The organism is Kaistia defluvii (genome assembly GCF_040548815.1).
Classification (GTDB): Bacteria; Pseudomonadota; Alphaproteobacteria; order Rhizobiales; family Kaistiaceae; genus Kaistia; species Kaistia defluvii_A.
Genome location: NZ_JBEPSM010000001.1, coordinates 89,560 through 104,153 on the forward strand (window position 1 = coordinate 89,560; position 14,594 = coordinate 104,153).

A 14,594-nucleotide genomic window follows, 5' to 3' on the forward strand; every position below is an offset into this window, starting at 1 on the left:
GACGTGCAAACCGAGCGACCTCCCCGCCGCTCGCGCGTCGCATCGGATCCAAAGGTGCTTCAAACGGGGGATTTCCCCCGGGCCGAGGGCAAGTCGGGAAGATCTCTCTTTCCCGCAGGAGATCAAGAATTCCGCGCCTCAAAACGCTGTGACGTAGCGTGATCGAATTGCCACCATCAGGAGAGTGGGGCGCAACCTGGCCCTCCCCAGGGGGAGGGCCAGGCGGATCGCGGCGGACTAGCCGCTGACTTTCGAGAAGTCGGCAACCGTCAGCGTGGCGCTGCGGATGGCGTTCAGCAGGCGGAGGCGGTTGGCGCGGACCTCCGGCTCCTCGGCATTGACCAGGACGGCCTCGAAGAAGGCATCGACCGGCGCGCGCAGGCGCGCGAGCGCGGCGATGGCGCCTTCATAGTCTTCACGCGCGACGGCGCCTTCCGCCTCGGCGCGGGCGGTGGCGATCGCCACATGCAGCGCCCGCTCTTCCGAAAGGCGGAGATGGGCGGCATCGACGGCGCCATCGAAGCTTTCGCCCTTCTTCTCCTCGGCCTTGAGGATGTTGGCGGCGCGACGGTAGCCGGCGAGCAGGTTCTTGCCGTCCTCGGTATCGAGGAACTTGCCCAGCGCCTCGACGCGGCGGGCGATCAGCTGCACATCGTCCTGATTGCCGAGCGCGAACACGGCGTCGACCAGATCGTGCCGCGCGCCCTGATCGCGCAGCTGCACCTTCAGGCGATCGGCGAAGAAGGCGATCAGGTCGGCGATGATCTCGGGCGTCTTCGCGTCGAGCTCGCGGCGCAGCCGGCGGCCGAAGCTCTCCAGCGCGTTGTCGAGATCCTGTTCGCCATCCACGTCGTCTCGCGAGACATGGCTCTGGGCGCCTTCATAATCCGTGAGCGCTTCGGATTCGGTCTGGTCGTTATAGCCGTCGATCGCATGGGCGAGAGCGACGTTGAGCGGCAGCTTGGCCGGGATCGACAGCGCGATGCGGATGACGCCGAGCGCCGCGCGGCGCAGCGCATAGGGGTCCTTGCTGCCGGTCGGCTTCTCGTCGATCGCCCAGAAGCCGGTGAGCGTGTCGAGCTTGTCGGCGAGCGCAACGGTGATCGCGACCGGATCGGTCGGCACGCGGTCGCCGGGTCCCTGTGGCTTGTAGTGGTCCTCGATCGCGGCCGCGACCGATTCGTCCTCGCCCTGCGCGATGGCGTAGTAGCGCCCCATCAGGCCCTGGACTTCCGGGAATTCGCCGACCACCTCGGTGACGAGGTCGGTCTTGGCAAGCAGCGCGGCGCGCTTCGCCTTGTCGACATCGGCGCCGACCAGCGGCGCGATCGCAGCGGCGAGCTTCTGCAGGCGCAGGATGCGCTGCGACTGCGTGCCGAGCTTCTCGTGGAAGACGATCTGGTCGAATTTCGGCAGACGGTCCTCGAGGCGGGTCTTCAGGTCCGTGTCATAGAAGAACTTGGCGTCCGACAGGCGGGCGCGGATGACGCGGCCATTGCCGGCGGTGATCGCCTCGCCGCCATCGATCGCCTCGATGTTGGAGATCAGCACGAAGCGGTTGGCGAGCTCGGTCGTGCCGGGCTTGCGGACGACGAAGCACTTCTGGTTGGCGCGGATGGTGGCGCGGATCACTTCCGGCGGGATCGAAAGAAACTCTTCCTCGAAGGTCCCGACCAGAACCACCGGCCATTCGACCAGGCCCGCGACTTCCTCCAGCAGGCCCTCGTCCTCGACCAGTTCCAGCCCGAGCGCGAACACCCGGTCGCGCGCGTCATGCAGGATGACGTCCTTGCGGCGGTCGGCATCCAGAATGACGGAGGCGTTGTCGAGCTTGTCGACATAATCGTCGAAGCGCTTCACCGGAATCGCGCTCGGCGCGATGAAGCGGTGGCCGTGGGTGATATTGCCCGAGCGGATGCCGTCGATCTCGAAATCGATGACTTCCGGCTCTTCGGTCTCCGGTCCGAAGGTGCAGACAATCGACTGCAGAGGGCGCACCCATTGCAGCTTGCCGGTGCCCCAATGCATGGATTTCGGCCAGGGGAACGAGCGGATGATGGCCGGGATCGCGTTGGCGAGCACGTCCTTGGTGTCGCTGCCCGGCTTGTGGATATGGGCGACGTAGAAATCGCCCTTTTTCGGATCCGAGTGGATATGCGCCTGGTCGAGCGAGGTAAGCCCCGCGCCACGCAAGAAGCCCTGGATCGCGGCGTCGGGGGCGCCGACCTTCGGTCCCTTGCGGTCCTCATGGGTCGCGGCCGAATGCGTCGGGATGCCGCTGACGGTGAGGGCGAGGCGGCGCGGCGTCGAGAACGCCTTGGCGCCCTCATAGTGCAGGCCTGCCTCGACGAGCGCGTCGGTGACGAGCTTCTTCAGGTCTTCCGCCGCCTTGCGCTGCATGCGGGCGGGGATTTCTTCCGAGAAGAGTTCAAGCAGAAGATCGGGCATTTATTCTTTTCCCCCGGCTGCGGTTTCCAGCCAGGCAGCGCCGCAGGCCTTGGCCAGTTCGCGGACGCGCAGGATGTAGCTCTGGCGTTCGGTGACCGAGATCACGCCGCGCGCGTCGAGCAGGTTAAAGGCGTGGCCTGCCTTGAGGCACTGGTCATAGGCCGGCATGGTCATGCCGCCGGCGGCGAGCAGCGCCTGGCATTCCCGTTCGCAATCGGCGAAGCGGCGGAAGAGGATCTCCGTGTCGGCGAATTCGAAATTGTGCCGCGAATATTCCTGCTCGGCCTGCTTGAAGACGTCGCCATAGGTGACCTTCTCGTCGCCCTCGCGGCCGTTGAAGTTCAGGTCATAGACGTTGTCGACGCCCTGCACATACATGGCGAGGCGTTCGAGGCCGTAGGTCAGCTCGCCCGAGACGGGATTGCACTCGATGCCGGCGACCTGCTGGAAATAGGTGAACTGCGACACTTCCATGCCGTCGCACCAGCACTCCCAGCCGAGGCCCCAGGCGCCGAGCGTCGGGTTTTCCCAGTCGTCCTCGACGAAGCGCACGTCATGCAGCGCCATGTTGATGCCGATGGCGCGCAGCGAGTCGAGATAGAGATCCTGCAGGTTCGGCGGGTTCGGCTTCAGGATCACCTGGAACTGGTAGTAGTGCTGCAGCCGGTTCGGGTTCTCGCCATAGCGGCCGTCCTTCGGCCGGCGCGAAGGCTGCACATAGGCGGCCTTCCACGGCTTCGGACCGAGCGATCGCAGCATGGTCGAGGGATGCGAGGTACCGGCGCCCACTTCCATGTCATAGGGCTGCAGGATCGCGCAGCCGTAATCGGCCCAGAAGCGCTGCAGCGTCAGGATCAGGCCCTGGAAGGACCGGTCAGGGCGCATGTGGGGAGGAAGTGTTTCGAACACCGGCAAACCTTGAGAAATTCGGACGCGTGGCGTGATGCGACGCGAAGGCGGCGCACCCTAATCGCCCGGCGCCCGCCCGGTCAAGGAAGCGCGGGATTCCCGGTCGGCAGAAGCAGATGGCGGGTGAGGGTTGAAGCGCGATCCGGCGCTTTCAGGTCGCGGCGACCTTATCGAAGCGGGCTCGACTTCCTATGATCGTGGAAGCGCTTTGCCCGCAACCGAACCGAGGAGACATGCCATGCCCGGCTTCAAGGCCGTCCTGATCCAGAGGGATGCGAGCGGCAGCCAGTCGGTCGGCTTCGCGACCCTCAGCGACGCGGATTTGATGGAAGGCGACGTCACGGTGCGCATCGAGCGCTCGACCGTCAACTACAAGGACGGCCTGGCGATCACGGGCCGTGCCCCGGTCGTGCGCCGCTTTCCCATGGTGCCGGGCGTCGATGGCGTCGGCATCGTCGAGCAATCCTCCGCGCCGGGCTTCAAGCCGGGCGACCGGGTGCTGTTGAATGGCTGGGGCGTCGGCGAACTGCACCTGGGCGCCTGGGCCGAAAAGGCACGCTGGAAGAGCGACTGGCTGATTTCGCTGCCCTCCGGCTTCTCGCCCGATGAAGGCATGGCGATCGGCACGGCCGGCTATACCGCGATGATGGCGGTGATGGCGCTGGAGCGCCACGGCATCCATCCGCCCGCCGGGCCCGTGCTCGTCACGGGCGCTGCGGGCGGAGTCGGCTCGGTCGCCGTCGCCCTGCTGGCCGGCCTTGGCTACCACGTCGTCGCCTCGACGGGCCGGCCGGAGGAGGCAGACTATCTGAAGGGGCTGGGCGCGGCCGAGATCATACCGCGCTCGGAGCTGAACGGTCCCGGTAAGCCGCTGGCGCGCGAACGCTGGATCGGCGCGATCGACGTCGTCGGCGGTCAAACCCTGGCCAATCTGCTGTCGATGATCCGCTATGACGGCGCGGTCGCGGCCTGCGGGCTGGCCGGCGGCATGGAATTCCCGGCCACCGTCGCGCCGTTCATCCTGCGCGGCGTGACTTTGTACGGTATCGATTCGGTCTATGTGCCGAAGCCCGTCCGCATCGCCGCCTGGGATCGGCTCGACCGCGACCTCGACCGCGCCAAGCTGGCCGCCATGACGAAGCGGATTGCCTTCGACGATGTCATCGACGCCGCGCGTCAGATCGTCGACGGCAAGGTGCGGGGACGTCTGGTGGTGGAGATCGGGTAGGGCTTTTCGCGTCCCGCGCCGGCGTCATCCTCGCGCAGAAATGCAGCTCCCCCGTCTCCTCACCCTCGGCGTCATCCCTGCGAAAGCAGGGATCCACCTTTCTGTAAAACGCGGTGTTGACGGCTAGGGCGGTCGTGGCCGTAGGCCGGAAGGCCTGAGCCTCGCTTAGGCATGGATCCCTGCTTGCGCAGGGATGACGGCGGAGCGGGGGCGACGGCCGTCGTCCGCCACAGGAAAAGCCAGTCGCGCCGCCTCAGATCCAGCCGCCGCCATAGGTCTTGTAGAAGATGTGGTGCCCGACCTTCTGCATCTTCTTCATCGTCCTCGCCCAGCGCGGCTTCACGTAGTTCGCGTGATAGTGCGTCGACGAGCCGACATCGGCATTCCACCAGTTGTCTTCGAACAGGACGCGCTTGGCCAGAACCTGAGCCCGCGCCCATGAGGTCGCATCGGTTATCCGGTCGGGGATGCCGTCGCAGGCAAAGGAGAACTGGCACGCGTTGCGCATGTTCTTGTTCTGGTAGACGACGCCGCAGACCGTGTTGGGATAGGCCGGGTTCTTCAGGCGGTTGATGACGACCTGGGCGACGGCCAGTTCGCCCTTCACCGATTCACCGCGCGCTTCGAAATAGATCGCGGTCGCCAGGCATTTCTGCTCGGTGGCGGAGCGCGCATTGGTCGGGATCTTGTTCATCACCCACCAATGATCCGGCTTGCCATCCTTGCCGATCGCCATCGGGCGGTTGAGCAGGGCGGTGAACGGCGCGCTGAGCGCCTTGTCCTGCTCGGGATTGGCATAGGCGGAGACGACCAGGCTGCCCGGCGCCTTGGCGGCAGCCTCGGCGTTCTTGCCGCTGCGATCGAGCAATTCGTTGCGGCGCGGCAGCGGCGCGATCGAGGCGAGCGCCACCACCGGCTTGGCGACTTCCTCGCCCTTCTTCGCATCCGCGCCGACCGGATCGGCCTTCGAGGCGTATTGCAGCGGCTGATCGGGCCTGGCCACGTCCTGGGCGGTCAGGAAGGCCATCTTCGGAACGGCATTGGCGCTGCTGAAGACGCTGCCGAGATCGGCGGTCTTGAGCACGCCGGCCTTGAAGCGGGCGGCGGCGGTCCGGAGCGGCTCCGCCTTGCGCTGCGCGACGGTGATGTCCTGCTTGCCGGTCCGGTTCACGGTCGGCGGAACGAATTCCGGCGCGGAAACGGGACCGCGCACGGCGATGTCGAGCACGGGCTCGATCAGCTTGCCGTCGCTGACGACATTGCCGGCGACGAGGCGGGCTGCCGGCGGCGCCGAAAGAGAGCCCGGCTGGTAGGCTTCGCCCGAGGGCCGCGGCATCAGCCGCGCCAGCCAGCGCTGCGAGGCCGGCAGGTCCTTGCCATAGAGGCTGGCGACGTCCTGGAACGCGACGGTGGTCGAGGAAAGCGCCACGAGGCCGCTCGCCAGAATGCCGGAAAGCAGCGCGATGCGGCGGAAGGTCGGCCTCGGTCGCCGACGTCGCAGCACGAATTGCGCGTCGTTGCCCGGGTGGGCGCGGAGGGACATTCCTGACGTCGGACGCCGCTTGGATCCAGCCATGAGGTACGCAACTCCACGCGCACGGAACAAAACCGACCAGTGTGCTTTGCTGGTCACGTGGCTGGAATCTGCGGCATTAACCTAAAAACGAGGTTAACGGTCGGGAGGGGCTGTCGGGGGCGTTGGGAGGGGAGAGGCGGAATTGGCTCTGTCTCTGTTTTGTAAGGCTGCCTGAGCGGCGGCCAGCCGGGCGACGGGCACCCTGAAAGGCGAACACGAGACGTAATCAAGGTTAATTTCGGCGAAAAAATGAATCGAGGCGGGGTCGCCGCCATGCTCGCCGCATACGCCGAGCTTCAGGTCCGGCCGCGTTGCCCGGCCGCGCTCGCAGGCGATCCGGATCAGTTCGCCGACGCCTTCGCGATCGATCGAGGCAAAGGGATCGTGCGGCAGGATGCCCTTGGCGAGATAGGTGTTCAGGTAAGTCGCGGCGTCGTCACGCGAAATACCAAACGTCGTCTGGGTCAGGTCGTTGGTGCCGAACGAAAAGAACGTGGCGCTCTTCGCCAGCTCGCCGGCGGCCAGAGCCGCGCGCGGCAGCTCGATCATCGTGCCGAGCTGGTAGGCGGGGGCGCGGCCGTGAATTTTTCGAACGAGCGCTTCTGCCGCACGTATGTGGCTGTTGACCAGGTCGAGCTCCGGCTTGCCGGCGATCAGCGGCACCATGATTTCGAGGTCGACCGGCGTGCCCGTCTCGTCGGCGACGTCGAGGGCTGCCTCCAAGATGGCGCGCGCCTGCATCTCGACGATCTCGGGGAAGGAAATGGCAAGACGCACGCCGCGATGGCCGAGCATCGGGTTCGCTTCCGAAAGCGCATGCGTGCTGGCGCGGATCTTGGCCGGTGAAATCCCCATGACTGCGGCGAGCTCGGCAATCTCCGCCTCGCCCTTCGGCAGGAATTCATGCAGCGGCGGATCGAGCAGGCGAATCGTCACCGGCAGGCCCGACATGATCTCGAACAGCGAGGCGAAGTCGCTGCGCTGCATCGGCAGCAGCTTGGCCAGCGCTTCGGCGCGGGCGGCATGGGTCTCGGCCAGGATCATCTCGCGCACGGCGACGATGCGGCGCGCATCGAAGAACATGTGCTCGGTGCGGCAGAGGCCGATGCCCTCGGCGCCAAAGCCGCGCGCGGCGCGCGCATCCGAGGGCGTATCGACATTGGTGCGGATCTTGAGCGTGCGGAAGGTCTCTGCCCATTCCATCAGCTCGGCGAAGGCGCCCGAAAGCTCGGGCTCGCGCAGCGGAACGGCGCCGAGCAGCACCTGGCCGGTGCCCCCATCGATGGTGATCATGTCGCCGCGCTGGATCGTCCGGCCGCCGGCCGACATCGTGCCGGCGTGGAAATCGACGCGGATCGTGCCGGCGCCGGAGACGCAGGGCTTGCCCATGCCGCGCGCCACGACCGCCGCATGGCTGGTCATGCCGCCGCGCGTCGTCAGGATGCCGCGCGCCGCATGCATGCCGTGCACGTCTTCCGGGCTGGTCTCGACGCGGACCAGGATGACCTTTCGCCCCTGCGTGCGCGCGATCTCGGCTTCTTCCGAGGTGAAGACGACGGTGCCACTCGCCGCCCCGGGCGACGCCGGCAGCCCGCGTGCAAAAATGTCGCCGCTCGATTCCGGGTCGATCGTCGGGTGCAGCAGCTGCTCCAGCGTGCGTGGATCGATGCGCGCGACCGCCTCGGCGCGGGTGATCAGCCCTTCATGCGCCATGTCGACGGCGGTCTTCAGCGCCGCGTGGATCGTCCGCTTGGCCGGCCGCGCCTGCAGCATCCAGAGCCGGCCGCGCTCGATGGTGAATTCGAGGTCGAGCACGTCGCGATGGTGCTTTTCCAGCGCCGCGCAGACGGCGCGGAACTCGGCGAACACCGCCGGCATCGCCGCTTCCATCGACGGCAATTCGGACCCGGTCTCGCGACGCGCGACCTCGGTCAGGTCCTGCGGCGTGCGCATGCCCGAGACGACGTCCTCGCCCTGCGCATTCGGCAGGTATTCGCCCCAGAGGATGTTTTCGCCGGTCGAGGGATGGCGCGTGAAGGCGACGCCCGTCGCCGAGGTTTCGCCGAGATTGCCGAACACCATCGCCTGCACCGTGACGGCGGTGCCCCCGCCCTCCGGCAGATTGTTGATCCGGCGATAGGCTTTCGCGCGCGGATTGTTCCAGGAGCGGATGACGGCCGAGATCGCGCCCCAGAGCTGTTCCTGCGGCGCTTGCGGGAAGGGGATCTCCAGCTCGTCGGCGACGAGCGCCTTGAACAAATCGCAGACCGCGTGCCAGTCACCGGCATCGAGATCGCTGTCGAGCGTGAAGCCGCGCTCGAGCTTGTAGTCTTCCAGCTTCTCCTCGAACACCGAGTGGTCGAGACCAAGCACGACGTCGCCATACATCTGGATGAAGCGACGATAGCTGTCGAAGGCGAAGCGGCGATCTCCCGAGACACGCGCCAGCCCCTCGACCGTCTCGTCGTTGAGGCCGAGATTAAGGACCGTATCCATCATGCCGGGCATCGACGCGGCGGCGCCGGAACGGACGGATACCAGCAACGGATGCTCGGTATCGCCGAAGCGATGGCCGGCCACCTTGCCGATCCCCTCCAGTGCCGAGGCAACCTGCTGCTCGAGCTCGGGCGGGAAGGCGCTTTCGGTCGCGAGGAAGTGGCGGCAGATTTCGGTCGAGATGGTGAAGCCCGGCGGCACCGGCAGGCCGAGCGCGCTCATCTCGGCGAGTCCCGCGCCCTTGGAGCCCAGGATCTCCTTCAACGCGCTGTCACCCTCGGCGCGTCCCCCGCCGAAGGTGTAGACCCATTTCGTCATCTGCGCACGCTCCAGCGGCGACCGGCTCCTGCCGGCGCTACATCTAGCTAGATCAAGCTCTTACTGCGCTGCAACACGAAAATATTGAAACAGTTCTCGGCGCCTGTCCCTGCGGCGATTGGCGCGCGAGCGAGGATCAGGCGATGGCCCGTCTCTGGCGCCATTCCGAGGCCAGCACGGCATAGATGTACTCGTCGCCCCATTCGCCGTTGAAGCGGTCGTTCTGCACGAGATGCGCCTCGCGCCGCAGGCCGAGGCGCTCGACCACGCCCACGGATCCGCGGTTGGCGGTGTCGAGCCGTGCGAAGATCCGGTGGAAGCCGAAGTTGAAGAAACCGAAATCGATCGTGCTGGCAACGGCTTCGGTGGCATAGCCCTTTCCGGCGAAGGCGGGGTTGAAGATGTATCCCACCTCGCCCTGCAGGGCCGCCTTGCTGGCCAATTTCAGAATGGTCTCGCCGATGACGGCGTGCTCGGCAGTCGACACGACGGCCAGCCGGAAGGCATCCCCGTCCGTATCGAAAGGCGCGGAGAGCACTTCGTCAAACTGCTTTTGCAAGTCCACGCCGGCCGGCGGCGCCGCATAGAGATATCGATAGACCTTGGGAAGCGTGTGGTACGCGGCGTAGGCAGTGAAATCCTCCGCCACGAACGGCCGGAGCGTCAGCCGACCAGTCGCGAGGGGGAATTGCAGAGATTGAATGTTCATGCAGCTGGGTTCCCGCGAAGTGCGATCACCGCACCAGATCCAGGTCGAGCGCGAAGGGGTGGCCCTCGAATGCGTCGCGGCCCCGGCCGATCGCCTCGATCGCGCTGACCATGCGGCCGCGGCGGCCGAGGATCTCGTCCGCGAAGCGCACCAGGCGGAGATTCGGCGTCGCCGAGGGCGAGCCACTGCGGATCAGCGTGGCGATCTCGGCCTCGTCGCGATCCGGGCGCAGCGCGCAGACCGTGATGAAGGCGGCGGCGGTCGAGCGGCTGATGCCGGCGAAGCAATGGATGACGATCGGCTTTTCCGGCTTCCAGCCCTCGACGAAGTCGAGCAGTGAGACGACATGCTCCTCGGCCGGCGGGGTCATGCCCTCCATCGGCTCCAGGATGTCGTTGAAGGCGAGGAAGAGGTGGCGGTCTTCCGGGATCGCCACCGGGCGCTCGACCGGCGTGCCGGCATTGATCAGTGTTACAAGATGGCTGGCGCCGGTCTGGGCTACGGTCGCACCGATACGGGACAATGAGCAGACGTGAATGCGGGACATCGTTTTTCTCCTTGCGCCGTCTCGTTCGCCGGCGTGCCGGATCGACCGGCCGCCGGAATGGATTGGCCCGGCGAAACAGGCGCCGGGACGTCTATGTAGGGGTTCGAGGCGTTCGGGTCACGCCGAAACGGTCGGGGGCGCCAGCGCCTCGACCAGGGCGGCGAACCGCGCCAGGAAGCGCTGCTCGGCTTCGGCCGTCGGCCAGGGCTCCAGCGCCAGCTGCTCGCGATGCAGGCCGCGCGGCCGGCCGAAATATTTCGCCGCTTCGTTGGCGGTGAAACCGGCCAGTTCCGTCGCCTCGAAAAAAGCGGCCACGCGGTCCGCCGCCTTGATCGCCTCGGTCAGGCTCGCGGCACGGTCGGCCGGCAGGCCGAAGCGCAGATGGATCGCCGCCTGCAGCCGCGCCTCGACCACCTTGTATTCGCCGCCGACCAGCGCCTTGAACGGCGAGATCATGTCGCCGACGACATATTCCGGGGCGTCATGCAGCAGCGCCGCCAGCCGCCCGGCTGGGGAAAGCGCGGGATCGGCAAGCCCCGCGATCTCCTCGACCAGCACGGAATGCTGCGCCACCGAGAAGGCATGCGCGCCGCTGGTCTGGCCGTTCCAGCGCGCGACGCGGGCAAGGCCATGCGCGATGTCGCTGATCTCGATGTCGAAGGGCGAGGGATCGGCCAGATCGAGCCTTCGGCCGGAAAGCATGCGCTGCCAGACGCGGGGCGGAGCGGCGGCCTTCGGCTTCATGCGTCGCTCTCTCCGCCATCTCCAGGCCAGTCGAACTTGGCAAAGGCTGGCAGCGTGATCGAAAGCGGCACGCCGCCCGCCGTTACCGGCATTCCCTGGTCGAGCGCCCGCTTCGCCCGGTCGAGCCGGATCAGGCCGATGCCGGCCTGGCCCGCCGTGCCGCCCAGGGCACCGAGCGGCTTGCCGTCGGCTTCGATCGGCGTGCCGGGCGGGGGCAGGGCGCTCTCGCCCGCAATGGCAACGGCGCGGCGGCGGGCGGTGCCGCGATGCTCCATGCGCGAGACGATTTCCTGGCCGACATAGCAGCCCTTGCGGAAGTCGAGCCCGCCAAGATCGTCCATGTCGACATCATGCGGAAATGCGTCGCCGAACGGGAAGTCGCGCCCGCCCTCCGGCACGGTCAGCCCGGTCCGCCAGGCGTGATAATCCGCCTCGGTCGCCTCGTCGTAACCCGCGACCGCCAGGGACGTCTCGACCGGGACGATCGCCCGATAGCCGAGCGCCGGCAGGCGCGGATCGGCGGCGACCACTCCGGCAATCGCGGGCGGAACGTCGCCGCCCCAGAACGCCACGACCTGGTCGCTCTCGCTGCGATCGGCGATGCCGACCTTGGCGCGCAGCCGGTAGAGCGTCATGCGCTTGAGAAAATCGGCCACCAGCGCGCGCGGCAGGTCGAACAGGAAGCCGTCCTCGGCTGCAAAGACGAGGAAATCGAACAGGATCTTGCCTTGTGGCGAGAGCAGCGCGCCAAAGCCGGCGCCGCTCGAAACCACGCGACCCATGTCGGTCGTGATGATATTCTGCAGAAACGCTTCGGCCTCTGCGCCATTGATGAAAACGGAGCCGCGATCGGTAAGGCGGGCATATGACCCATTACGCATAGACATGGTTCCCATGCATTGGACGCGCTTGTGAAGTTCTTCCGCCTTCCTTAATCCGATGCCAGCCATCCGTCATCGGACTTGGGCGGATCAGGTATGCACTGGGGAGGGCGGCCATGTCGGATACCTACGAGTTTCTCTTTCGGAACGGAACCGTCGTCAATCAGGACGGCATCGGAACGCATGACATCGCGGTCCGCGATGGACGGATCGCCGCGATCGGCGATGTCGATCCGCGTCGCGCCGGCAAGGTGATCGACTGCACCGGCCTGCATATATTGCCGGGCGTCGTCGATACCCAGGTGCATTTTCGCGAGCCGGGCGCGGAACAGAAGGAAGATCTCGAAACTGGATCGCGCGGCGCCGTTCTGGGCGGCGTGACCGGCGTCTTCGAGATGCCGAACACCAACCCGACGACCACCACCGCCGAGGCGCTGGCCGACAAGGTGTCGCGCGCGCATCACCGCATGCATTGCGATTTCGCCTTCTGGGTCGGCGGCACGCGCGAGAATGTCGACGCGATTCCCGAGCTCGAGCGCCTGCCGGGCGCTGCCGGCATCAAGGTTTTCATCGGTTCCTCGACCGGCAATCTGCTGGTCGCGGACGATGAAGGCATCGCCGCCATCCTTTCCAAGACCCGCCGCCGCGCCGCCTTTCATTCCGAAGACGAGATGCGGCTCGAATCGCGCAAGTCCTTGCGCGTCGAGGGCGATCCGTCCTCGCATCCGGTCTGGCGCGACGAGATCGCCGCCATGCAGGCGACCGAGCGGCTCGTCGCCATCGCCCGCCGCACCGGCGCGCGCATCCATGTCCTGCATATCTCGACGGCGGAAGAAATCGACTTCCTCGCGCTGCACAAGGATGTCGCCACCGCCGAAGCGACACCGCACCATCTGACGCTCTCTTCCGACGATTACGCCCGGCTCGGGACCCTTCTGCAGATGAACCCGCCGATCCGCGATGCGCGCCATCGCACCGGCGTCTGGAAGGGCGTGGCGCAGGGCATCATCGACGTGCTCGGCTCCGACCATGCCCCGCATACGCTGGAAGAAAAGGCCAAGCCCTATCCGGCCTCGCCCTCCGGCATGACGGGCGTGCAGACGCTCGTGCCGATCATGCTCGACCACGTCAATGCGGGCCGGCTGACGCTGGAGCGCCTGGCTGACCTGACATCGGCCGGACCGGCGCGGATCTTCGGCATGGCGCGCAAGGGCCGCATCGCCGTCGGCTACGATGCCGACCTGACCATCGTCGACATGAAGCGGCGCGAGACGATCACCAACAAGTGGATCGCATCGCGCGCTGGCTGGACGCCCTATGATGGCAAGCGCGTCATCGGCTGGCCGGTCGGCACCGTCGTGCGCGGCCGCCGCGTCATGTGGGATGGCGAGATCACGGAGCCCTCGATCGGCGAACCGATCCAGTTCCTCGAGGCCCTGCCGCGCGGCTGATTGGCGGTCCTCGGGCCCCAGAGCACGCCGCCCGTTAACTCCGGCCCCGGCACGACCGGGGTCGCTGCACCCTCCCAGGGGAGGCGCAGGGATCACAGCGCTTCGATCACCACCGATTCCGCCGATCGCCTCGCGGGGCCGTGGTTCACGGCCTCGATGTTGTTGCCGGCCGGATCGATCAGGAACGCCGCATAGTAGTTCGGATGATAGTCGCGCAGGCCGGGCGGGCCATTGTCCCGGCCGCCGGCTTTCAGCCCGGCGGCGTAAAACGCGTCGACGGTCGCCTGATCCTTCGCCTGGAAGGCAACGTGGCAGCGCCCGGTCGGGGGCGAGCCCGCGCTCACCACGAAATCATCGGCGTCGAGGAAGTTCTCTCCGAACAGGATCGGAATGCCGAGGACATCCATGATCGCTTCATAGAAGCGGCGGCAGGCCGGGTAATCGCTGACAACGAGCTGGATATGGTCGATCAGGCGGCCGCGATGAAACTGCGTGGTGTCCATGATGTTCCCTCCGATGGCATATGGAACAAACCATGAACCTCAGGCGTCGTCAACCGGCTTTGGGCGAGGCCAGTGGCCTCAGTCGCCCGCTTCGAAATAGGTCCAGGTGCCGTCCGGCGCGATGCCGACGCGGTAGAACATGTAGGCGCCGAAGCTCTTCATCTCGTCAAAGTCGGACGAGGTGAGGATGCGGAACAACTCCACCATTTGTGGCGGCGTCAGCGCGTCGATCGGGTAGCGCGCGAAATAGGGCCAGATATAGGCTTCCTGCGGCGTGCCGATATCGACATGGACGTAGCCGGCATCCAGGATCTCGCTCAGGATCGCCAGGATCTCGCGGCCCTCGGGGTCGCCCGACAGCGTCTTCAGGAAGGCGATCGGGTCCTTGTCCTGGTCTTCGTCAGCGCCGAGATTGGGCGGTGACTTGTTGGCGTCGATGATCGGCTTCAGCTGGTTGATGTCGCCGGTCTTGGCGGCCTCGAGCAGCTTCTCGCGCAGGCGCTTCACCGGTTCCGGCAGCTTGGAGACGTCATATTCGATGACCGGAAGCGGCTCATCCGGCGCGACCCTGACCGCGGGCGCAGCCTTCTTGGCATCGGCCGGATCCTCGGCGCCATCGTCCTCCGGATCGGGCGGGATGGTGATGCTCAAGGTCGGCACCGATTTGCTCTCGCCGGCGACGAGAGCGTGGGACGGGCTCGTCCCGATCATCAGCATCGCGATGGCGGTTCCCGCGATAGTCCAGCGCCCGAGCATGCCTGTCTCCTACATTCGTCTGTCAGTC

Annotated in this window: 12 protein-coding genes; 2 read left to right on the forward strand and 10 right to left on the reverse strand. The window is 66.5% G+C overall.

Annotated features, from left to right (window positions below; all coding sequences use genetic code 11):
- Nucleotides 1–237: 237 nt before the first annotated feature.
- Together glyS and ABIE08_RS00475 are read right to left on the reverse strand one after the other, a co-directional pair.
- Nucleotides 238–2,448 (reverse strand): glycine--tRNA ligase subunit beta, encoded by a 2,211-nt coding sequence (glyS, locus tag ABIE08_RS00470; protein ID WP_354547945.1) that lies wholly within the window; start codon nucleotides 2,446–2,448, stop codon nucleotides 238–240.
- A complete protein-coding gene (locus tag ABIE08_RS00475; protein WP_266332994.1) occupies nucleotides 2,449–3,333 on the reverse strand; it encodes a glycine--tRNA ligase subunit alpha in 885 nt (294 codons plus the stop codon).
- Between the two features lie 262 nt (nucleotides 3,334–3,595).
- On the opposite strand from ABIE08_RS00475, the gene acuI reads away from it, so the two are divergent.
- Nucleotides 3,596–4,585 (forward strand): acrylyl-CoA reductase (NADPH), encoded by a 990-nt coding sequence (gene acuI / locus ABIE08_RS00480; protein ID WP_354547947.1) that lies wholly within the window; start codon nucleotides 3,596–3,598, stop codon nucleotides 4,583–4,585.
- Between the two features lie 253 nt (nucleotides 4,586–4,838).
- Here acuI and ABIE08_RS00485 read toward each other — a convergent pair whose 3' ends face one another.
- The 6 genes from ABIE08_RS00485 to ygfZ all read right to left on the reverse strand — a co-directional run bounded on the left by ABIE08_RS00485 (nucleotide 4,839) and on the right by ygfZ (nucleotide 11,856).
- A complete protein-coding gene (locus ABIE08_RS00485; protein ID WP_354547948.1) occupies nucleotides 4,839–6,128 on the reverse strand; it encodes a cell wall hydrolase in 1,290 nt (429 codons plus the stop codon).
- Between the two features lie 126 nt (nucleotides 6,129–6,254).
- Complete coding sequence (gene ppdK / locus ABIE08_RS00490) at nucleotides 6,255–8,975, reverse strand: pyruvate, phosphate dikinase (RefSeq protein WP_354547949.1); 2,721 nt, start codon at nucleotides 8,973–8,975, stop codon at nucleotides 6,255–6,257.
- A 136-nt stretch (nucleotides 8,976–9,111) separates the two neighbouring features.
- Nucleotides 9,112–9,684, reverse strand: coding sequence for a GNAT family N-acetyltransferase (locus ABIE08_RS00495; protein WP_354547951.1), 573 nt, complete (start codon nucleotides 9,682–9,684; stop codon nucleotides 9,112–9,114).
- 25 nt (nucleotides 9,685–9,709) lie between these two features.
- The gene (locus tag ABIE08_RS00500; protein WP_354547952.1) at nucleotides 9,710–10,231 is read right to left on the reverse strand and encodes a tyrosine phosphatase family protein; all 522 of its coding nucleotides are present in this window, start codon (nucleotides 10,229–10,231) and stop codon (nucleotides 9,710–9,712) included.
- Nucleotides 10,232–10,348: 117 nt separating this feature from the next.
- Nucleotides 10,349–10,975, reverse strand: a complete 627-nt coding sequence (locus ABIE08_RS00505) for an HD family hydrolase (RefSeq protein WP_354547953.1) — start codon at nucleotides 10,973–10,975, stop codon at nucleotides 10,349–10,351.
- A complete protein-coding gene (ygfZ, locus tag ABIE08_RS00510) occupies nucleotides 10,972–11,856 on the reverse strand; it encodes a CAF17-like 4Fe-4S cluster assembly/insertion protein YgfZ (protein ID WP_354547955.1) in 885 nt (294 codons plus the stop codon). The genes ABIE08_RS00505 and ygfZ overlap by 4 nt, the downstream gene beginning before the upstream one ends.
- Before the next feature lie 116 nt (nucleotides 11,857–11,972).
- On the opposite strand from ygfZ, the gene ABIE08_RS00515 reads away from it, so the two are divergent.
- Entirely contained in the window at nucleotides 11,973–13,307 is a 1,335-nt protein-coding gene (locus ABIE08_RS00515; RefSeq protein ID WP_354547956.1) for a dihydroorotase, read from the forward strand.
- Between the two features lie 92 nt (nucleotides 13,308–13,399).
- On the opposite strand, the gene ABIE08_RS00520 is transcribed toward ABIE08_RS00515, so the two are convergent.
- Both ABIE08_RS00520 and ABIE08_RS00525 read right to left on the reverse strand, forming a co-directional pair.
- A complete protein-coding gene (locus tag ABIE08_RS00520) occupies nucleotides 13,400–13,810 on the reverse strand; it encodes a VOC family protein (protein ID WP_354547957.1) in 411 nt (136 codons plus the stop codon).
- 78 nt (nucleotides 13,811–13,888) lie between these two features.
- Entirely contained in the window at nucleotides 13,889–14,566 is a 678-nt protein-coding gene (locus tag ABIE08_RS00525; protein WP_354547958.1) for a hypothetical protein, read from the reverse strand.
- Between the last annotated feature and the right edge of the window lie 28 nt (nucleotides 14,567–14,594).